At 63.5% G+C, this 20786-nt stretch carries 19 protein-coding genes; 7 read left to right on the forward strand and 12 right to left on the reverse strand.

Going from position 1 to position 20786, the window contains the following annotated elements:
- Positions 1-200: 200 nt before the first annotated feature.
- The gene (locus F758_RS0106710; RefSeq protein ID WP_024507139.1) at positions 201-1490 is read left to right on the forward strand and encodes an NHL repeat-containing protein; all 1290 of its coding nucleotides are present in this window, start codon (positions 201-203) and stop codon (positions 1488-1490) included.
- 185 nt (positions 1491-1675) lie between these two features.
- Here the strand turns inward: F758_RS0106710 and F758_RS0106715 are convergent, their stop codons facing one another.
- The 3 genes from F758_RS0106715 to F758_RS0106725 are packed head-to-tail and all read right to left on the reverse strand — an operon-like array spanning position 1676 to position 4932.
- Positions 1676-2515 carry a transglutaminase family protein gene (locus tag F758_RS0106715; protein WP_024507140.1) on the reverse strand — a complete coding sequence of 280 codons (840 nt, stop codon included), beginning with the start codon at positions 2513-2515 and terminating at the stop codon, positions 1676-1678.
- 50 nt (positions 2516-2565) lie between these two features.
- On the reverse strand, positions 2566-3510 hold the full coding sequence (locus F758_RS0106720; protein WP_024507141.1) for an alpha-E domain-containing protein: 945 nt from the start codon (positions 3508-3510) through the stop codon (positions 2566-2568).
- Positions 3511-3513: 3 nt separating this feature from the next.
- On the reverse strand, positions 3514-4932 hold the full coding sequence (locus F758_RS0106725; RefSeq protein ID WP_024507142.1) for a circularly permuted type 2 ATP-grasp protein: 1419 nt from the start codon (positions 4930-4932) through the stop codon (positions 3514-3516).
- 235 nt (positions 4933-5167) lie between these two features.
- On the opposite strand from F758_RS0106725, the gene F758_RS0106730 reads away from it, so the two are divergent.
- From F758_RS0106730 to F758_RS0106740, 3 genes are all read left to right on the forward strand, one after another.
- Positions 5168-5914 (forward strand): competence/damage-inducible protein A, encoded by a 747-nt coding sequence (locus F758_RS0106730; protein ID WP_024507143.1) that lies wholly within the window; start codon positions 5168-5170, stop codon positions 5912-5914.
- 17 nt (positions 5915-5931) lie between these two features.
- A complete protein-coding gene (gene gpt, locus F758_RS0106735) occupies positions 5932-6459 on the forward strand; it encodes a xanthine phosphoribosyltransferase (RefSeq protein ID WP_024507144.1) in 528 nt (175 codons plus the stop codon).
- 71 nt (positions 6460-6530) lie between these two features.
- Entirely contained in the window at positions 6531-7148 is a 618-nt protein-coding gene (locus F758_RS0106740) for a hypothetical protein (RefSeq protein WP_024507145.1), read from the forward strand.
- A gap of 84 nt (positions 7149-7232) precedes the next feature.
- On the opposite strand, the gene F758_RS0106745 is transcribed toward F758_RS0106740, so the two are convergent.
- Positions 7233-8255 carry a methionine synthase gene (locus tag F758_RS0106745; protein WP_024507146.1) on the reverse strand — a complete coding sequence of 341 codons (1023 nt, stop codon included), beginning with the start codon at positions 8253-8255 and terminating at the stop codon, positions 7233-7235.
- 141 nt (positions 8256-8396) lie between these two features.
- Between F758_RS0106745 and F758_RS0106750 the strand changes: the two genes are divergently transcribed.
- From F758_RS0106750 to F758_RS0106760, 3 genes are all read left to right on the forward strand, one after another.
- Entirely contained in the window at positions 8397-9098 is a 702-nt protein-coding gene (locus F758_RS0106750; protein ID WP_024507147.1) for a glutathione S-transferase N-terminal domain-containing protein, read from the forward strand.
- 123 nt (positions 9099-9221) lie between these two features.
- Positions 9222-9830: a 2-hydroxychromene-2-carboxylate isomerase gene (locus tag F758_RS0106755; RefSeq protein WP_024507148.1), complete on the forward strand. Its 609-nt coding sequence runs from the start codon at positions 9222-9224 to the stop codon at positions 9828-9830.
- Positions 9830-10807, forward strand: coding sequence for an NADPH:quinone oxidoreductase family protein (locus F758_RS0106760; RefSeq protein WP_024507149.1), 978 nt, complete (start codon positions 9830-9832; stop codon positions 10805-10807). Before F758_RS0106755 ends, F758_RS0106760 begins: the two co-directional genes overlap by 1 nt.
- A 181-nt stretch (positions 10808-10988) precedes the next feature.
- On the opposite strand, the gene F758_RS43385 is transcribed toward F758_RS0106760, so the two are convergent.
- From F758_RS43385 to F758_RS0106800, 8 genes are all read right to left on the reverse strand, one after another.
- Entirely contained in the window at positions 10989-11420 is a 432-nt protein-coding gene (locus tag F758_RS43385) for a hypothetical protein (protein WP_024507150.1), read from the reverse strand.
- Between the two features lie 161 nt (positions 11421-11581).
- The gene (locus F758_RS0106770; protein WP_024507151.1) at positions 11582-12472 is read right to left on the reverse strand and encodes a crotonase/enoyl-CoA hydratase family protein; all 891 of its coding nucleotides are present in this window, start codon (positions 12470-12472) and stop codon (positions 11582-11584) included.
- Between the two features lie 143 nt (positions 12473-12615).
- Complete coding sequence (locus F758_RS0106775; protein WP_024507152.1) at positions 12616-14037, reverse strand: amidase; 1422 nt, start codon at positions 14035-14037, stop codon at positions 12616-12618.
- The gene (locus tag F758_RS0106780; RefSeq protein WP_024507153.1) at positions 14030-15202 is read right to left on the reverse strand and encodes a M20 aminoacylase family protein; all 1173 of its coding nucleotides are present in this window, start codon (positions 15200-15202) and stop codon (positions 14030-14032) included. The genes F758_RS0106775 and F758_RS0106780 overlap by 8 nt, the downstream gene beginning before the upstream one ends.
- A 7-nt stretch (positions 15203-15209) precedes the next feature.
- The gene (locus F758_RS0106785) at positions 15210-16733 is read right to left on the reverse strand and encodes a M81 family metallopeptidase (protein WP_024507154.1); all 1524 of its coding nucleotides are present in this window, start codon (positions 16731-16733) and stop codon (positions 15210-15212) included.
- Positions 16734-17023: 290 nt separating this feature from the next.
- The gene (locus F758_RS0106790; RefSeq protein WP_024507155.1) at positions 17024-18673 is read right to left on the reverse strand and encodes an ABC transporter ATP-binding protein; all 1650 of its coding nucleotides are present in this window, start codon (positions 18671-18673) and stop codon (positions 17024-17026) included.
- Positions 18674-18801: 128 nt separating this feature from the next.
- Positions 18802-19692: an ABC transporter permease gene (locus F758_RS0106795; RefSeq protein ID WP_024507156.1), complete on the reverse strand. Its 891-nt coding sequence runs from the start codon at positions 19690-19692 to the stop codon at positions 18802-18804.
- Positions 19692-20633: an ABC transporter permease gene (locus F758_RS0106800; protein WP_024507157.1), complete on the reverse strand. Its 942-nt coding sequence runs from the start codon at positions 20631-20633 to the stop codon at positions 19692-19694. Before F758_RS0106800 ends, F758_RS0106795 begins: the two co-directional genes overlap by 1 nt.
- Between the last annotated feature and the right edge of the window lie 153 nt (positions 20634-20786).

Consider the following 20786-nt stretch of genomic DNA (forward strand, 5'->3'; position numbering starts at 1 on the left):
GTCCTCCCGATATCTGCTGGTCGGCTAAATGGGCTGCTCCTGTACCGGACATTTTTCGAACGGGGAATTGCGCCAGTCGGTGCCAGAGTCCACTGGCGGGGCGCCCGGCGCAAATGAGGGGGCCCCTTTTTTCCTATTATTGGTAACATTCCGGGCCGGGTTAGTCGCGCTTCGATTGGCATCAGCCAGGAGAGATTGTCATGCGGCTTCTTGCTCTCATATGCCTCATTGACATTGCCATTGCTGGTTTTGGCTCTGTCGTCTTCGGCCAGATTTCACCCCCTTGGACGAGCGATGCCGAAGTCGGCCGGCCGGGCCAACTCGATGGCGTTTGGCATTGGACCTTACCTGATACGCCGAACGGGCTTCGACCCACACAGAGTTGGCATGCGACGGCGTCCTCACCGGACGGTGATATCTATGTGGCCGGGATGGATCACGTTACGAATGCGGCCCTTTACAGGCTCAACTGGCGAGAAGGTAAGCTTCAGTTCGTGGGCGATGCGCGGTCCGCGTCTGAAGCAATGGCGAACTGGATGCCTGGCGAAACAGCACAAAAATTCCATACCCGCCCGCTTTGGCACCGAGGCAAAATCTACGTTGGAACCATGGACCGCTCGACGCTGGATGACGAATACCTCACCCGACGCGGTTTTCATTGGTATGCCTACGATCCCATCTCGAACAAATTTTCAGACTTAAGCGCCTTGGAGCCTGGCGGCAGTGCCGTGGCGCACGGGAATGTGGTGACTCTCGCTTCCGATCCGGTGCGAAACGTCATTTATGGCGCGGGCGTTCCTACAGGCGAGATCTATCGATACGACGTCGCGCGTGGCCGAACGGATGTTCTGGGGCGGCCGGCCTCGTATGACCAATCGTACGTCTATACCGGACGGGTGATGTGGGTGGACTCCCGCGGCCGTCTCTACTTCACCGCGACCAATACAAACAGCCCATCAGTATACGGGCACGTCCACTACTATGATCCAGAAACTGGATTCGGCGAGAGAAAAGATTGGCAATTGCAGGAGGGGCAAGCTCTTGAAGTCGGCCAATGTCTGGCCAAGAAAAAGCGGTGCTTCTTCTCAGACGATCGAGGCCACGTTTATCGCTTCGATGACGATGGTCCTTCCTGGTCGTACCTTGGTCAGATCGAAACCAACCGACACGCACTACCTACATATATCTGGTTGTTTGATGTAACCGCAGACGGAAGCAGGGTTTACGCGGCGACGAGCACGTCGCCACAACCAAGCGACTTTACATCACTTTACGAGTTCGATCTCAGTACCGGAAAAACACTACGGCTGTGCGCTCTTTCGGAGCTGGATCCCGCGCTGCACGGTCTCCATGTTCATACAGGTTATGATGCATGGGACCCCCAGGGACGCTTTTATTTCGCAAGCTTCAACGGGCTGCCCGATCAGCGGGTCATTATCACTCGTGTCGATCCCACTCGTCTAAAGGCAGCGCTAAGCAAGTTTCGATGAGGTTCAAAGTGATTCGGGTCTTTGCGATTTGGTTGGCTAACGGTTGAGCCAGCCCGTGGCGCGGCTTAGAAGCGAAGCACAATCCGGCGTCAGACCAATAATCCGGTTGGCCAAACTTGCGCCACAACCTCCGGATTCGGGTTCGCTCGCTGGCGCGAGCGCCCCGGAATGACGGAGACAAGAGCTCACTGCGATTGCGACTGCCACTGTCCGGGCCGCCCGGCTTGCTCAACCTTCACCGCAACCGAGAGCGTCTCGGTGCCGCCGCCGTAGCGGGTGCCGCGCACCGGCGCTGCGCCGAGATAATCAAGGCCGATGGCAACGCGGACATGGGAGTCGGTGGTGCAGATGCAGTTGGCGGCATCGAAACCGACCCAGCCCAGATCGGGCACATAGGCTTCCGCCCAGGCGTGGCCGGCGGGCTGATTGATCATGCCATCGGAGCGGAGGAAGTGGCCAGAGACGAAGCGCGCGGGCACGCCGCCGCTGCGGGCGCACGCGATGAAGATATGCGCGTAGTCCTGGCAGACGCCGCGCTTGAGCGCGAAGGCTTCCGCAGACGAGGTGCCGCTGTGGGTCGGGTCTTCGTCGAAGGTCATGTGCTCGTTGACGTGGGTCATCAGCGCATGCAGGAAGCCGAGCACGTCACCTTCGGATTCCGCGCGCAGCTCGCGCACGAAATTCGCCATCGCGGGATTGATCGCGGTCAGCGCGGTCTGGCGCAGGAATAGCCCTGGCGGAAAGCGCTCATCCGTGCCGCGCAGCACGCCGCCATTGTCGTGGGTCTCGACCTGTCCCTCCACGGTGATGGTGAGATCGGCAGTGTTGCCGTTCGTCATCACATGGATGACGTTGCCGAACGCGTCCTCATGGGCGTCGAGGCGGGAATCGGTGGAGACGTCGATCTGCCAGTCCGCGACGTACTGGCCGTCATGGCTGCCGGGTGTCATCCGCAGGATCTGGATCACGCCGGAGGCGGGCGGATCGTAGCGGTAGGTGGTGGCGTGGGAGATTTTCAGGCGCATGGCGGACGGTCATTCTGGTTGGGCAGACCATACCCGAGCCGGAGAGGTCATCAAATCAAATACTGCTTCGCAATGATCTCCCCCAGCCGCGCATTGTCCGCGATGAACTCCTGGATGAACTCGTGCACGCCCCTCTGGAAGATGTCGTCCATATGGCTGTGCTCGAGCCGGTTGCGGATGCCGCGGGCGTGGCGCTGGGCGGGGCCCTGGCGGCCATAGGCGACGCCGATCTGGTCGAGGTTGCGCACCAGGTTGCCGTAGCAGCTCGCGAGCGAGCGCGGCAGCGTGTCGTTGAGGATCAGGAGGTCGGCGATCAGCCAGGGTTTTAGAGTTTCGCGATAGACCCAGTGATAGGCGGTCAGCGCCGAGACCGAGCGCAGGATCGAGCTCCATTGGTAGAAGTCGAGCGGACCGCCAACATGCTCCTCCTCGGGCAGCAGCACGTGATATTTGACGTCGAGGATGCGCGCGGTGTTGTCGGCGCGTTCCAGGTGCAGGCCTAGCCTGGAGAACCAATAGGCGTCGTTGCGCAGCATGGTGCGGTAGGCCGAGCCGTCGAAGCGCAGCGAGGTTTCCTGCACGAAGCGCAGGAAGCGCGCCAGTTGCTCGCGGCTCGTGGTGCCCTTGGTCCAGACCTCCTGCAGCTCGATCCAGGCGCCGTTGATGGTGTCCCACATTTCGCTGGTCAGCGCGGTGCGCACCGAGCGTGAGTTCAGCCGCGCCTGCTCGACGCAGTTCTTGATCGAGGAGGGATTGGCGGGATTGAAGGAGAGATATTCGACGACGTTGTGCTCATTGGCTTCGTCGTAAGTCTCATAGAAGCTTTGGCTGACGCCGGCGGTGAGCAGCGCCGACTCCCATTCATTGGTCTTGCCGATATAGGCGGCGGGCAGCGCGGTGACGCGCAAGGTCGCGTCGATGGTGCGTGCGATATATTCGGCGCGTTCGACATAGCGGGCCAGCCAGAACAGGTTTTCGGCGGTGCGCGAGAGCATGCGTTACTCGTCCAATATCCAGGTGTCCTTGGTGCCACCGCCCTGGCTGGAATTGACCACCAGCGAGCCCTCCTTCAGCGCCACGCGGGTGAGCCCGCCCGGCACAATGGTGGTGCGGTCGCGCCCCGTCAGCACGAAGGGGCGCAGGTCGACATGGCGCGGAGCGAGGCCGGATTCGGTGCAGGTCGGGCAAGTCGAGAGCGCCAGCGTCGGCTGGGCGATAAAGCCCTCGGGCTCGCGTTTGAGCTTGTCGCGGAAGGCCTCGATGGTGGCCTTGGTCGCGGCGGGGCCGATCAGCATACCGTAGCCGCCGGAGCCGTGCACTTCCTTCACCACGAGATCGTCGAGATTGTCGAGCACGTAAGCGAGATCCTTGGGCTCGCGGCAGCGCCAGGTCGGCACGTTCTTTAAGATCGGCTCCTCGGCAAGATAGAATTTCACGACATCAGGCATGTAGGAATAGATCGCCTTGTCGTCGGCGATCCCGGTGCCGACCGCGTTGGCAAGCGTGATGTTGCCGGCCGCATAGGCGGACATCAGCCCGGGCACCCCTAACACCGAGTCGGGCCGGAAGGTCAGGGGATCGAGGAAGTCGTCATCGACCCGGCGGTAGATCACGTCCACGCGCTTTAAGCCTTCCGTGGTGCGCATGAAGACCTCGTCGTTCTTGACGATGAGGTCGCGCCCCTCGACGAGCTCGATGCCGAGCTTATCGGCCAGGAACGAATGCTCGTAATAGGCGGAGTTGTAGACACCAGGCGTCATCAGCGCGACCGTCGGCTCGGCCGAGGCGCTCCGGGGCGCCACCGAGCGCAAGGCGGCGAGCAACTCGTCCGGGTAGCGCTCGACCGGCGCGATGCGATGCCGCGCGAACAGGTCCGGAAACAGCCGCATCATGATTTCGCGGTTTTCCAGCATGTAGGAGACGCCCGAGGGCGTGCGGGCATTGTCCTCCAGCACGATGAAGTCTTCCGCATCGACCCTGACGATGTCGATGCCGGCAATGTGGACATAGACGTCATGTGGCACGTCCTGGCCGTTCATCTCGGGGCGGAACACCGGGTTCTGGAAGATCAGATCGTCCGGAATGATGCCGGCGCGCAGGATATCGCGGTTATGATAGATGTCGCTCAGGAACATGTTGAGCGCGCGCACCCGCTGCTTCAGGCCCTTTTCCAGGATCGTCCATTCCCTGGCCGACAGGATTCGGGGAATCACATCGAAGGGAATCAGCCGCTCCTGGGCCTCGGAGTCGCCATAAACGGCAAAGGTGATGCCGATCCGGCGGAACAGGAGCTCCGCCTCCTGGCGGCGATATTGGAGGGCGTCCGGCGGGGTCTCCTTCAGCCAGCGGGAGAGTTCGGAATAGGCCGCGCGGATATCGCCGCCGGGGCCGTTCATTTCATCGAACGCAACTGCCATCGAACCTGAGGTCCCCCTTGAGCCAGTGCGTAACAGTGCATGACTTGAAGGGATGGTAGCAAGGGTCGGGCCAGCGCGATATGCATTGGGAGGCGGCATTTGCCGACGAAGTTTCGAATGCTGCCCGAAAAAATGGCTCGCTTGTGCTTATTTCGGCAGCAAAATCCCGTGACTTCAAGCTGTCGGCCCGGCAAGTTGGGGTGACGCGGGAAGGGACAAGATTTAGGGAGAGGTCATGACTGAGATCGTCACCGCCGGGCTTTTGGTTATCGGCGACGAGATCCTGTCCGGACGGACCAAGGACAAGAACATCGGCTTTATTGCGGAATACCTGACCAATATCGGGATCGACCTGAAGGAGGTGCGGGTGGTGGCGGACGATGAGGACGACATCGTCGCGGCGTTGAATGCGCTGCGCGCCCGGTACACCTATGTCTTCACGACAGGCGGCATCGGCCCGACCCATGACGACATTACCGCCGATGCGGTCGCAAAAGCATTCGGCGTCGGCATCGATCATCATCCCGAAGTGGTGGCGCGGTTCAAGGAACGGTTTCAGAACCCGGGCGAGCTGAACGAGGCCCGCCTGCGGATGGCGCGGATTCCCGATGGCGCCGAGCTGATCCAAAGCGCGACCATCCTGGCGCCGGGCTTCAAGATCGGCAACGTCATCGTGATGGCCGGCGTGCCCTCGATCATGCAGGCGATGATGGACATCATCTCGCCCAAGCTGAGATCCGGCGTCAAGATGCTGTCGGACACGGTGCGCGCCAATTGCAGGGAGGGCGACATCGGCGGGCCGTTGCGCGCGATCGCGCAGGCGCATCCCGATACAATCATCGGCAGCTATCCCTTCATCGACGAGGACAAGAAGCCCAACACCAATCTCGTGGTCCGCTCACGCGACCCGGACAAGCTCAACGCCGCGATGGAGGCCGTGAAGGAGATGCTCAAGCAACTGCATGGCAGCACGACTTCTTAATACAATGGATCTGATACATGGTTGAACGAAGCTCTGAACTCACCGCGCAGGAGCGCGCGGGCAAGGCCTTTCCGGTCTCATGGGACCAGTTTCACCGGGATTGCCGGGCGCTGACCTGGCGGCTGAACGAGGTCGGGCCGTTCCAGGCGGTGATCGCGATCACCCGCGGCGGGCTGGTGCCGGCGGCGATCGTGGCGCGCGAGCTTGGCGTGCGCGTCATCGATACCGTCTGCATCGCAAGCTACGATCACACCAAGCAGGGCGATCTGAAGGTGTTGAAGGGTATTTCGGAGGAAACCGCGAAGCTCGGCGGCGGCACCGGCAAGGGGCTTCTGATCGTCGACGATCTCGTCGACACCGGCAAGACCGGGCGGCTGGTGCGCGAGATGCTGCCCGATGCACACTTCGCCACCGTCTATGCCAAGCCGAAGGGGCGGCCGCTGGTCGACACCTTCATCACCGAGGTGTCGCAGGACACCTGGATCTTCTTCCCGTGGGATACCGCGCTGTCCTTCCAGCCGCCGATCCGTGATGGGGCGGCGTGAACGGAGCGCCGCCGTTCCGGGTTCGCTCGCCGACGCGAGCGCCGCGGAATGACGGTGGAGTGCCTGGCACCATGCCCCTGCAAAACCGCGTCACCCCGCTAGGGGACATCATCGCCACGCCCGAGCGCGGCCTGTTCGTCGGCAATCGCGGCATCATCCACGATCCCGCCACCAGGACCTTGCTGCGAAAGCGCTGGTCGACGCCGGCCTGGCTCACCTGTGTCCTGGAGTTTCGCGGCCGCCGGCGCAAGGTGATGGGCGGCCGAAGCTGGACCGAGCTGTTCTTTCTCGACGAAGCCACCGCGCTCGCGGCCGGGCATCGGCCGTGCTTCTTCTGCCGGCGTGACGATGCCAATCGCTTTCGCAGCGCCTGGGAGAAAGGCAATGGCTGCGGCCATCTGTTGGCGGGCGAAATGGATGCGGTTCTGCATCGTGAGCGGCTGGACCGCGGCAGGAAACGGCTGCATCCGCTGCCGATGCCGCTGCAAGAGCTGCCTGATGGTACGATGGTGCAGGCCGGGGCGGACAGCTTTTTGATCGCACAGGGCAGGCCGCTCAAATGGTCGCCGGCGGGCTATGTGAAAGCATCGAGTGAGTTGCAAGATCCGATGCTGCTGACGCCGCCCTCGACGTTGCGGGCACTCATCGCGGGCTACCGGCCGGTGTTGCATCCGAGCGCGAGAACGTAGCCCGCACAAGCGCCGGCGCCATACGGGACACTCGCGCATCGCTGTCGCTCACGCCGGCTACAACGGTCGGGATCGCTTACCGCATCAGCCGAGCTTCTCGCGCGCGAGCCTTGCGCCGGCGCCGAGCGCGGCGAGCTTGGCTTCGGCAATATCCCGGCGCATCGGCGCCATGCCGCAATTGGTCGTCGCGATGATGTTGCTCCTCGGCACGAATTTCAGCACAGCCTCGATCACCTTGACGACATCCTCCGCTGTCTCGACCTCGTCGCTGGCGACATCGATCACGCCGGCCTGCACCAGCTTGTTCGGGAGAGCCGACAACAGGTCAAGCGGCACGTGCGAATTGCGGCATTCGATCGCGACCTGCTGAATGCTGCTCTTGTCGATCGCCGGAAAGATCTGTTCATATTGTCGCCATTCGCTGCCCAGCGTCTGCTTCCAGTCGGTGTTGGCCTTGATGCCGTAGCCGTAGCAGATGTGCACGGCGGTTGCGCAGGTCAGCCCTTCGGCGGCGCGCTCCAGTGCTTTGATGCCCCAGTCATTGACCTCGGCCATGTAGACGTTGAAGGCGGGCTCGTCGAACTGGATGAGGTCGACGCCGTCGGCGGCAAGCGCCTTGGCTTCCTCGTTGAGCAGCTCGGCGAAAGCAAACGCCATCTTGACGCGATCGCCATAATAGCGATCCGCGATGGTGTCGATGATGGTCATCGGGCCGGGCAGGGTGAATTTCAGTTTTCGCGCCGTGTGGGTGCGGGCGACGCGCGCCTCATCCGCGTGGACGCGGCCCTTTAGCCTGAGCGGCGCGACCACCTGCGGCACCATCGCCTTGTAGCGGTCGGCACGGATTCCCATTTCGACCTTGTGGGCGAAATCGATGCCGTCGATCTTCTCCAGAAAGCCGTGCACGAAATGCTGCCGCGACTGCTCGCCTTCGGTGACGATGTCGATGCCGAAATCTTCCTGCAGCTTGAGCCAAAGCAGGGTCGCGTCGCGCTTGGCGCGCGAAAGCTGCTCGCCGGCGCTTTTCCAGGGGGCCCAGAGGATGTTGGGCTCGGCGAGCCATTCCGGCTTCGGCAGCGAGCCGGCGATGGTGGTCGGAAACAGCATGGGCACCTCCCTTTCTGTCTGATTGAGCCTCTCTGTGCCATGTCTTATGCTCAAGGTACAGAACAACAGTCATCGTCCCGGTGGGCAAAAGCGCGAAGCGCGTCTTTCGGCCAAATCCTGCCGGGGGCGTACGGGGAGACCATGATCGACCTCTATTACGCGCCGACGCCGAACGGCTGGAAAATCTCGATCATGCTGGAGGAGCTCGGGCTTCCCTACAAAGTGATCCCGGTTGATATCCGCGCCGGCGAGCAGTTTCGTCCCGAATTCCTGGCGATCAGCCCCAACAACCGCATACCGGCGATCGTCGATCATGAGCCGGCCGATGGCGGCGAGCCGTTCTCCGTGTTCGAGACCGGTGCGATCCTGATCTATCTCGCCGAAAAGACCGGCCGCTTCTTGCCGGCCGACCTGCGCGGCCGATCCAGGGTCGTTCAATGGGTGATGTGGCAGATGGGCGGCTTGGGCCCGATGCTCGGCCAGCACGGCCATTTCGCGCTCTATGCGCCGGAAAAGATTGCGTATGCGATCCAGCGCTACCGCGACGAGGCGGCGCGGCTCTATCACGTGCTCGACGTGCAGCTCGGCAAGACCGGCGCCTATGTCGCCGGCGATTATTCCATCGCCGACATCGCCTGCTTTCCCTGGACCATGACGCACAAGGCGCAGGGCTTTACGCTGGACGATTATCCCAACGTCAAGCGTTGGTACGCAGAGGTCCGGGCGCGGCCGCAGGTGCAGGCCGGGCTTGCGATCGGCAAGTTCGTCAAGGAGCCGTTCGATGAGGAGGCGCGCCGCAACATGTTCGGCCAGCGCGCGAGGGAGATGGCGGGGAGAAAGTGAGAAGGGAGTTCCTCATGGTGAGGAGCGCCAAGCGCGTCTCGAACCATGAGGCCCGAGTTAATGCCACAAGCTCATCCTTGGAGACGGCTCCTCAGGATGAAGACCGAGAAATGGGAAACCCCAATGATTGAATTCTTCTTCGACTGTTCCAGCCCCTGGACTTATCTTGCCTTCCACAACATCCAGCCGCTCGCAAAAGAGTTCGGCGAGGAGATTTCGTGGCGGCCGATCCTCGTCGGCGGCGTCTTCAACACGGTCAACCCGAGCGTCTATGCGTCGCGGGAAAAGCCGGTGCCGCTGAAGCAGCGCTACATGCTCAAAGACCTTGGCGATTGGGCGCGCTCGGCTGGACTTGCGATCAAGATGCCGCCCACGGTGTTTCCGGTGAACAGCGTGAAGGCGATGCGCGGCTGCATCTGGGCGGGTAAGGAGATCGTGCCGTTTGCGCGTGCGGTGTTCGAGGCCTATTGGAGCGAGGACAAGGACATCTCGCAGGACGCGGTGCTCGCGGAGATCTGCCTGCGCGTGGGTGTCGATCCCCAGACATTCTTCGCCGGCATTGGCCAGCAGGCGATCAAGGACCAGCTCAAGGCCAATACGGATGAAGTCATGGCGCGCGGCGGCTTCGGCTCGCCCACCATCTTCCTCGACGAGACCGATATGTATTTCGGCAATGATCGCCTGCCGCTGATCCGCGAGGCGTTAGCGCGGCGCAAGGAGCGCGCCGCCTGATGCCGAAGGCGGTGGTGTGCCGCGAGCTCGGACCGCCCGAGCGGCTGCGGCTAGAACAACTTGCATCGCAGCCGCTACGCGAGGGCCAGGTGCGGATCGCCATCCGCGCGGCCGGGATCAACTTTCCCGATATACTGATGGCGGCGGGCGAATATCAGCTCAAGCCGGAGCTGCCGTTCACGCCCGGCGTGGAGGCCGCGGGCGACGTGGTCGAAATGGACGGCGCGGTGCGCGGCGTTGCCCTTGGCGAGAAGGTGATCGTGCGCATGCGCTACGGCGCCTATGCGGAGGAAGCGGTGGTCGCGCCGACGCAGCTCACGCCCTTGCCCGGAAATTTCGATTATGCGGAGGGGGCGACTTTTCTTGCCGCCCACGGCACGGCGTATCATGCGCTGGTGGACCGCGGGCAGCTTCAAGCCGGCGAGGTGTTATTGGTGCATGGCGCGGGCGGCGGCGTCGGGCTTGCGGCCGTCGAGATCGGCAAGCTGCTCGGCGCGACCGTGATCGCGGCCGCATCATCGGAACAGAAGCTCAGTGTGGCGCAGGCACGCGGCGCCGATCATCTCGTGCTCTATTCCCGTGAGCCGTTCCGCGATGCCGTCAAGCGCATCACCGGCGGGCGCGGCGCGGACGTCGTGTTCGATCCGGTGGGCGGTGAGATCTTCGAAAACAGCCTGCGCTGCATCGCCTGGGGTGCGCGTCTGCTCGTCATCGGATTCACCGGCGGCATCGGCCTTGCCCGCACCAATCTCGTGCTGATCAAGGGCGCAAGCGTGCTGGGCGTGCGCGCCGGAGAAGCAGCGCGGAAAAATCCCGCATTGGCGGAAGCCCGCATGCAGGCGCTGTTGCAATGGGCGGAGGCGGGGCGCGTCCGCCCCAACATCTCGCATCGCCTGCCGCTCGCGGAGTATGCGCAAGCGATGCGGCTCTTGATCGAGCGCAAAGCGATCGGAAGAGTGGCGCTCATCATGCATTAGCGCATCCGCCGATTAGGTTGCAGATGAGCGCCTTCAACTAAGCCCGTCATTGCGAGGAGCGAAAACGACAAAGCAATCCAGCCTGCATCCGCGGAGGAGGTCTGGATTGCTTCGCTTGCGCTCGCAATGACGCCGGAGGTTCGGCACGTGTCCTCTCGACTCGCTCAGCTCGGCAACAGCTCTATCGCGCGTCGGCCTGCTTGCCTGGCTTGTAGTCCAGACAAGTCCGCACGATCTGGCCGCAGGCGGCATCCCGCGCGTCGAGGATGTCGGTCGCGCCGGCATATTGCACTTCCGCGACTTTGCCGGAAGCGAAGCGCAGTTGCACGCGACAATAACCTGATGGGGCCGAGCCGCCGACATTAAATCCCGGCGGCACCGTGAAGGTGGGCGGCGCCACACCGCCGGGCGGTGAGGTCGTGTGCTCATACATCCAGATTTCGCCACGGCCGTCCTTCGTCGTACCGGTCGGGAGGCCGGCGCACATGCGGATGCTCGACTGATCCAGTCCGATCAGGCTCTCCTTGCCGCGCTGCGCCCATTCGGCCTCTTTTTCGGCACAGCCGGCGAGGACGAACGGCGCGACGACGAGCGTTCGCAGGTATCGGTGCATCGATATCGGTTCCGAGGTGAGTGACAGACACGATACCGCAGCACGGTCTCGCAATGCAGCGGGATAGCCCGCGCCTGCGCATGCATGGCCGGCATGGATCAAAATTCAGAGTAGTACGTTATAGCGGCCCACTTCAGCGCTTCGCTTGGCCGGGACGACGGCTACCGATACTCCCGCTCGTCCCACCACGGAAAATAGTCCGGCATGTCGGCGGAAATCTTGTTCTTGAACACGGCCGGCCGTTTCTCCAGGAACGCCATCACGCCTTCCTTGACGTCGTCGGAGCGTCCGCGCGTGTAGATGCCGCGGCTGTCGATCTTGTGCGCTTCCATCGGATCGTCGGCCCCCAACATGCGCCACATCATCTGCCGGATCAGCGCGATCGAGACCGGCGCGGTCTTCTCGGCGATCTCGCGCGCCAGCCCCTGCGCCGTCGGCAACAACTCGTCCGCCGGCACCACCTTGCTGACGAGACGCCCCGCAAGCGCCTCCTGGGCCGGAAACACGCGGCCGGTGTAACACCACTCCAGGGCTTGCGCGATGCCGACGATGCGCGGCAGGAACCAGCTCGATGCCGCCTCGGGCACGATGCCGCGCTGGGAGAACACGAAACCGAAGCGTGCGGCCTCCGAGGCAATACGGATATCCATCGCAAGCTGCATGGTGACGCCGATGCCGACGGCCGGTCCGTTCACCGCGGCGATGACAGGCTTTAAGCACTTGAAGATGCGTAAGGTCACCTGGCCGCCGCCGTCGCGCACGTTGGCGTCGCTGTAGTCCACTTGGCCGTCGGGCAGGCGCTTGACCGGCCCGCGCCGCGCATCGCGATCAAAGGTATCGGCGCCGGAGGAAAGATCGGCGCCCGCGCAAAATGCGCGGCCTTCGCCTGTTACGATAATGGCACGGACATCGTCATCCTTGTCGGCGCGGTCGAACGCGTCGATCAATTCCCGCTGCATCGTGGCGTTGAAGGCGTTGAGCTTTTCCGGCCGGTTCAATGTGATGGTGAGGATTTGCTCGGCGACCTCGTATTTGATGGTCTCGTAGGCCATTGGCGCTTTCCTTCCGCAGATTTTTTCACCGTCACTCCGGGGCGATGCGAAGCATCGAACTCTGATGTGCGATTGCACATCCGAGAATCTCGAGGTTCCGGGTTCGGTGCTTCGCACCGCGCCGGAACGACGGGGTATCTTGCCTACTTCTTCGGCGGGGTCGGCCAGGGCCGCTGAGGACCACGCAGGCTCTCAAACGCCTTGGCCATCGCCAGCACGCCGAGATCGTCGAAGCGGCGGCCGATGATCTGTACGCCGATCGGAAAGCCCTTGTCGTCGTAGCCGCCATTGATCGAGATGGCGGGATTTTCCGACATGTTCCAGGGCACGGTGTAGCAGATGTGCTCGAACGGTTTGTGCGGGTCGTTGAGCGGCGCGGCGTATTCGGCCGGGAAGTTGACGACCGGCGACACCGGCGAGATCACATAGTCGAGATCACAGAACAGCTTTGCGGCCGCGGCACGGATTGCCATGGTGGCATTGAAGCCGCGGATGACGTCGACGCCGGACAGCTTCGCGCCGCGTTCGCCCCATTGGTAGATGTAAGCTAGCATCTTGCGCCGTTCGTCCGGCGCAAGCTTCTCGATCTCGTCCCACATCCGGGCGCGCCAGAAATTGTCGAGCCCATCCAGCATCTCTCGCGTGAGGATGCCGTCGACCTCGGTGACGACGCTCCCGGCGGATTCGAACGCCTTCGCCGCCTTCACCACCACCTCGCGCACCGGCTTCTCCAGCGCCTGGCCGACGTCGAGGTTGAGCATCAGGCCGAGCCGCAATTTGCGCGGCGATTTTTCCAGCGTCTTCCAGTGGATGTCGTTGGGCGGCAGGCTCATGCCATCGCGGCGATCGGGCTTGGACAGCACAGCCATCATCAGCGCGGCGTCGTCGACGATCCGCGTCATCGGGCCGGCGACGCGGCCGACATAGGGCGGATCGATCGGCACGCGCCCGAGGCTCGGCTTCAAGCCAACCAGGCCGCACCAGCAGGCCGGCAGCCGCACCGAGCCGCCGATATCCGTGCCGAGATGCAGGGGACCGTAGCCGGCCGCCGCCGCGGCGCCCGCGCCCGCGCTGGAGCCACCGGGATTTTTGGAGAGATCCCAGGGGTTGCGCGTCAACGGATGGAAGCTGGAGAGGCCTGACGACAGCATGCCGTAATCCGGCATGGTGGTTTTCGAGAAGATGATCGCGCCGGCTTCGCGGAGCCGCGCCGCCGGCGGCGCATCGGCTGCCGCGGGCGTGAGCCTGGTGCTTGCCGCGCCCAGCGGCATCGGCACGCCCTTGGTTGCGATATTGTCCTTGATCGTGACCGGCACGCCGTCGAGCGCGTGGGTCTTTTCGTCCTTTTGCCAGCGGTCGGTGGAAGCCTTGGCGGCCGCACGCGCCCCGTCGGGATCGAAGGCGTAGAGCGCCTTGATGTGGGGCTCCCAGGCCTCGACATGCGCCAGCACCTCTTCCAGCACTTCCGAGGGCGAGAACTGTTTCGCGCGATAACCGGCGAGCAGGTCGACGGCGGAGAGGTCGTGCAGGGAGGTGACGGTCTCGTCGGGGGCTGAGTTATGCATGGGCGCCTGCCGGAAGCCTTGTTTCAACGATGCGCGCGAACATGCTGGCGCCAATGGGCAGAATCTTGTCGTCGAGCACGTAAGCAGGATTGTGCACCGGCACCGAGCCATCGTGGCCGATCCAGAAATAGGCGCCGGGAACGGTCTGCAGCATGTCCGCGAAATCCTCACTGCCCATCTTGGGCTGCGACCGGGTAAACACCTTGGCCGGATCGACGATGGTGCGCGCAACGTCCTCGACCACCCTGGACTGCTCTTCCCGGTTGACCAGCACGCTGAAAATGTCGCGGATATCGACGGTGATCTCGCAATCGAATGCGGTGGCCATGCCGGCGCACAGCGCGCGCATGCGCTCGCGGATCAGCGCACGCACTTCATCGGAGAACGCGCGCACGGTGCCGCAGAGCTTGGCGTCGCCCGGAATCACGTTGTAGGCGGAGCCGGCGTGGATCTGCGTGATCGACAGCACCGCCGCCTGCAGCGGATCGACATTGCGGCTGACGATCGTCTGCAGCGCCTGGCCGAGGGTCATGGCGATGACGACGGCGTCCTTGGAACGTTCGGGCATCGCGCCATGCGCGCCATATCCGTTGATGTTGATATCGAAGAAGTCCGCGCCGGCCATCGCGGGTCCCGGCAGGATCGCGATCTCGCCATGGTTGAGATCGGGCGCGTTGTGCAGCCCGTAGAGCTCGTCGCAGGGGAATTTCTCGAACAGACCGTCCTTGATCATGGCCCGCGCGCCGCCGAGACCTTCCTCGGCGGGCTGGAAGATGAAATGCACGGTACCGTCGAAATTGCGGGTCTCGGCGAGATAGCGCGCGGTGCCGAGCAGCATGGTGGTGTGCCCGTCATGGCCGCAGCCATGGAAGCGGCCGGGAATGGTCGAGCGCCATTTCAGATTGGTGTTTTCCTCCATCGGCAGCGCATCCATGTCGGCGCGGAGGCCGATGCGCTTGCCGCCATTGCCCTTGCCCTTGAGCACGCCGACCACGCCGGTGCCACCCAAGCCGCGATGCACCTCGATGCCCCATTGCGCCAGCTTCTCGGCGACGATGCCAGAGGTGCGCACCTCTTCGAAGCCGATCTCGGGATGGGCGTGCAGGTCCCGGCGAATGGCGGTCAGTTCGTCGGCATAGCCTTGGATGCGATCGATGGTCGGCATTTCTCTCTTATCCGTTTGAACGGGAATTTGCTTGCGGCGTGAACACGGAACCGTTCGGCCTGAGACGAACGCCGGGACGCAGCCGGGTCCAGGGCAGGCTCGCGGGATCGGCCGGCATCGCGCCGGGCGCGGCGCAGATGAGGAGCTTTTCAGCGATCGGCTCGAAGTCGGCGCGGAAATGCACCGAGCTCTTGTTGACGAGGATCGCCTGTTCGGTCGGCTCGATGCCGACATAACGGTACATCGCCTGGTCGGCGAGCTGCGCCTTGTGCGAGGCAACGACCACGCGGACTTCGCCGATGCGCAGACAGGCGGACGGACCCATCTCCATTTCCCGGCCGCCGAAATAAGGGCCGGGCGCGATAAACTTGCCGTCGGACAGCCGCTCGACGACGAAACTCTCTTCATAGGGCGCATCGCCCGGGATGCCGGACTTGCCGCCGAGCGCGAGCGTGATGGTTGCGCCGACGCCTGCCTCATGCGCGGCCTTGGCCGATTGCGGGTCGTAGATCACGCCGATCGCGGCGCGGCTTGCCCGGTTGCGGACCAATGCGCGCAGCATGCCCGTGGTGTCGGAATCGCCGCCGGCGCCGGGATTGTCCTGCGTGTCGGCGATGATGATCGGCTTTTTCGCTGATCTCGCCAGCTCCATCGCGTGGCGTATGCCTTCGTCCGGCGAGTAGATGCGACCATCGAAATCGCTTTCGTGACTTGCGACCAGGCGCGCAACTGCGTCCGCCGCGGCATCCGCATCGGCTTGCGTTCGTCCATAGGCGAATACGCTGGGGCCGCAATCGGCAATATCCGCGGCAGGAAAGCCCGGCGCGAAGGAGAGGGTGGGCACCGCGTCGCTCTCGAGCGCGGCGAGTTTTTCGTAGATGCCCTTGGTCGGCTGGTCGTTGGTGCATTGCCAGCTAATCGGAATCAGGAACGGCAATTGCCGGAACGCTTTAGCGAAACGTTGCCTGGTCCGAAGCAGCAAGGCGAGATGCCTGGCCGAGGCGCGCCCGGTCTCCGCCATATCGACATGCGGATAGGTGCGATAGGCGATCAGCGCGTCCGCATGCGCGATCATGTCCGGCGTGACGTTGGCGTGGAGGTCGAGGCTCGCGACCAGCGGCAGGTCCTTGCCGATCACTTTGCGCACCCGCGCCAAAATTTCGCCTTCGCCGTCGTCGAGATGCTCGGTCACCATGGCGCCGTGCAGGTCGAGATAAACGGCGTCGATCGGGCCGGCCGCGGCGATGCCGTCGACCATCACCTTGACGATGCGCTCGAACGCATCCCTCGTGACATGCGCGGATGGGCTCGCGCCGCAGGCGATGGTCGGCACCAGGTTCCAGCCGTAGGTCCCGGCGACGTCGACAAAGCCTGCAAGACCCACATTGATGCCGCGCATCACCTTCAGCACGTCGGCGCCTGTTGTCATCGACGGCCAGCCGCCGCCATGCACGAAGTCATCATAGGTCGCCTTGGTGGGCGCAAAAGTGTTGGTCTCGTGCAGAAAGCCGCCGACCGCGATGCGTGTCATTCCAGGAGTCTCAGTTCAGGTTGGTGCGCGCGACGTTAGCTCGGTCATCGCAAGATGCAAGACAGCGAGCAATTACACTTTTGCATGCCGTATGAGCGCAGGAGTTTACGCGGCAGTGCAATGAATTGAGTTGTTGCGGGAAGCGCATACATTACACTCCGTCATTCCGGGGGCGGTGCGTTAGCACCGAACTCTGATGTGCAATTGCACATCTGAGAATCTCGAGATTCCCCGCTGCGCAATTGCGCATCTGAGGTTCGCGCGCGCCCCGGAATGACAGTGTGGATCGATCACGCCGTCGCCACCGCGCCCTCTGCCACGGGACGGAAATTGGCAAAATCCCAACTGCGGCCGGGAGCCGCGTCGAGGAGGGCCTTTGTGTAGGGCTGCTGCGGGTTGGTCAGCACTTCCGCGGCGGGCCCCTGTTCGACCACGCGGCCGTTCTGCATCACGACGACATCGTCGCAGATTTGCGCGGCGACGCGGAGGTCGTGGGTGATGAAGAGCAGCGCGATGCCCAGTCGCTTCTGGATTTCGTCGAGCAGTTCCAGCACCTGTGCCTGCACGGACACATCGAGCGCGGAGACGGCTTCATCCGCGACCAGGACGTCGGGGTCGAGCGCAAGCGCGCGCGCAATCGCGATGCGCTGGCGCTGGCCGCCGGAGAACTGGTGCGGGTAGCGCGAGGCGGCATCGGCGGGCAGATCGACCAGCTCGAGCAGCTCGCGCGCCTTCGCCAGCGCCTCTCCGCGCGGCACACCGTAATTGATCGGACCCTCCGCGATGCTTTCGCCGGCGGTGATGCGCGGATTGAGCGAACGATAGGGGTCCTGGAAGACGATCTGGATGCGCCGGCGGTGCGGCTGCAGCAGGCGGCGCGACAGGTCGGAGATTTCGCGGCCCACCAGCCGGATACCGCCGGAGGTGGGATCGACCAGGCGAACGATGCAGCGTGCCACCGTCGACTTGCCGGAACCGCTCTCGCCGACGATGCCGAGGGTGCGGCCCCTGCGCAGCGTCAAGGTGACGTTGTCGGCGGCGTGCACCTCGCGCGGTTTGCCGAAGAAGGAGCGCTCGCGATAGACCTTGCTGAGCTCGTTGGCTTCCAGCACAATCGGCTCTTTCGTCTCGGGGCGCGGCGCACGCGGCACGAGGCTCGGCACCGACGCAAGCAGGTTACGGGTGTATTCCATTGTGGGCGCGCGCAGGATGGCATCGAGCACGCCGGTTTCCACAAGGCGTCCCTGGCGCATCACGGCGACGCGATCGGCGATCTCGGCGACCACGCCCATGTCGTGAGTGATGAACAGCACGGCGGTGCCGTGATCGCGCTGCAGGTCGCGGATCAAAGTGAGGATCTGCTTCTGTGTAGTGACATCCAGCGCGGTGGTCGGCTCGTCGGCGATCAGGAGTTTGGGTTCGAGCACCAGCGCCATCGCGATCATGATGCGCTGGCGTTGGCCGCCGGAAAGCCGGTGTGGGTAGGAGGCGAAGATGCGCTCGACCTGCGGCAGCCGCACCTGCTCCATCATGTCGAGGATGCGCTTGCGGCGCGCGCGGGCGTCGAGACGGGTGTGGGCGCGCAGCACCTCGTCGATCTGGCGGCCGACCGGCACCACCGGGTTCAGCGCCGTCATCGGCTCCTGAAAGATCATCGCCATCGTGGTCGTGCGCAATTGCCGCAAGCGGCGATCGCTCGCGGTGAGGAGCTCCTCGCCGACCAGCTTCACGCTGCCGGCGGTCGGCATCAGCGCGCCCTTTTGCAAGAGCCCCATCACCGTGAGCGAGGTGACGGACTTGCCCGAGCCGCTTTCACCGACGAGGCACAGAGTCTCGCCGCTGCCGACCTGCAGCGACAGGCCGTCAATGATGCGCGGTCCTTCGCCTTTCTTGCCAAGGCTGACGACGAGATCGCGGATGTCGAGGACGGTGTTGGTCATTTTACCTCTTGCACGTCATTCCGGGGCGATGCGAAGCATCGAACCCGGAATCTCGAGATTCCGGGTTCGCGTCTGCGACGCGCCCCGGAATGACGGAGCCTGTTTCGGTTCGCTCGTGGCCACGAAGCTCACTTCCCGCTCTCCCGCTGCTTCATGCGCGGATCGAGCGCGTCGCGGGCGGCATCACCGATCAGGTTGATGCTCAGGATAGTGATGGACAGCAACAGGCCCGGCCAGAAGATCAGCGACGGCTTGATCTGGAAGTAGGCGCGGCCCTCGGCCATGATGTTGCCCCAGGTCGGCGTCTCCGGGCTGATGCCGGCGCCGAGGAACGACAGGATCGCCTCGGTGAGGATGGCGGAGGCGCAGACATAGGTGCCTTGCACGATGAGCGGCGCGATCGTGTTCGGCACCAGATGCCGCCACATGATCTTGGGCAGGCTGGAGCCGACGGAGATCGCGGCTTCCACATAAGGCTCCTCGCGCGCCGACAGCACGACCGAACGGACCAGGCGCGCAACGCGCGGGATCTCGGGGATGGTGATCGCAATCGTCACGGTCGCAAGGCTAGCGCCTGATAGCGAGACCACGGCGACCGCGAGCAGGATTGAGGGGATCGCCATCATGCCATCCATGATGCGCATCATCACGGCGTCGATCCATTTCAAGAAGCCGGAGACGAGCCCGATCGCAAGGCCGATGCCGATGGAGAAGATCGCGGCGCCAAGGCCAATCAAGAGCGAGATGCGCCCGCCATAGATGACGCGCGACAGCAAATCGCGGCCATAGGCATCGGTGCCGAGCAGGAACTGCGCGCTGGACGGCTTCAGGCGCAGCGCCGGCGTGAGCTGCAGCGGATCGTGCGGCGCGAGCCAGGGCGCCAGCACCGACATCACGATGATCAGCGCCAAAAGGACACTGGCGACCGCAATGATCGGCGTGGCCGTGAGAAAGCCGAGCCTCGGCCGCAGCGGCGTTGTGATCGGAATGGAAGGTGAGGGGACGGATTCGATCGCCATCAGTATCTGATCCTCGGATCGAGAAGCGTGTAGGCGACGTCGATCAAGAGATTGACGGCGACGTAGATCAGCGATGTCAGAAGGATCATCGCCTGGATCACCGGATAGTCGCGCGCCAGCACCGCGTCGACGGTGAGACGACCGATGCCCGGCAGGTTGAACACGCTTTCGGTGACGACGACGCCGGAGATCAAAAGCGCAAAGCCGCTGCCGATGACGGTGATGACCGGCACGGCGGCGTTGCGCAAGCCGTGGCGCAACAGCACGGCGCGCTCGCCGACCCCTTTGGCGCGTGCGGTGCGGATAAAGTCCTCGCCCATCACGTCCAGCATCGCGGCGCGCGTCATGCGCGCGATCAGCGCGATGTAGATGAAGGAGAGCGTCAAGGTCGGCAGGGCGATACGCTCAACGAACGGGCCGAAGCCGGCGCTGATGCTCTTGAAACCCTGCACCGGAAGCCAGCGCAGATCGATCGCAAAAAGCTGGATCAGCACATAGCCGATCACGAACACCGGCACCGAGAAGCCGAGCACGGACAGGCCCATTACAAAGCGATCGATCCAGGTGCCGTGCTTCCAGGCCGCGATCACGCCGAGCGGGACCGCGATCAGCACCGCGAGAATGATGGTGGTCAGCGCAATGCTGATCGAGGGCTCGACGCGCTGGCCGATCATCTTCAAGACCGGCACGTTGGAGATCAGGGACACGCCGAGGTCCCCGTGCAGGAGCTTGTTGATCCAGGTGAAGAACTGAATATAGAGCGGCTCGTTGAGGCCGAGCGAGGCGCGAATGCGCTCGAGCTGCGCGGGCGTCGCATTGTCGCCGGCAAGCACGGCCGCGGGGTCGCCGGGCGTCAATCGCAAGAGCAGGAACACGAACAGCGCAACCACCCCCATGACGGGAATGGCGGCGAGCACGCGGCGAACGAGGTATCCAAGCATCGTGACGTCTCAAGTCTCAGCGCGCGTTTGCGCTGTCAACACGCAACTGTGAATGCATCTGCATCACCTTGAATGAATCCGGCATTTTTTCAACAGCCGGGGATTTGTCCGCCCAATCGCTTGCAAGCCCTATGCCATCGCATTTCGTCCGTC

This window comes from Bradyrhizobium sp. ARR65 (genome assembly GCF_000472385.1).
Classification (GTDB): Bacteria; Pseudomonadota; Alphaproteobacteria; order Rhizobiales; family Xanthobacteraceae; genus Bradyrhizobium.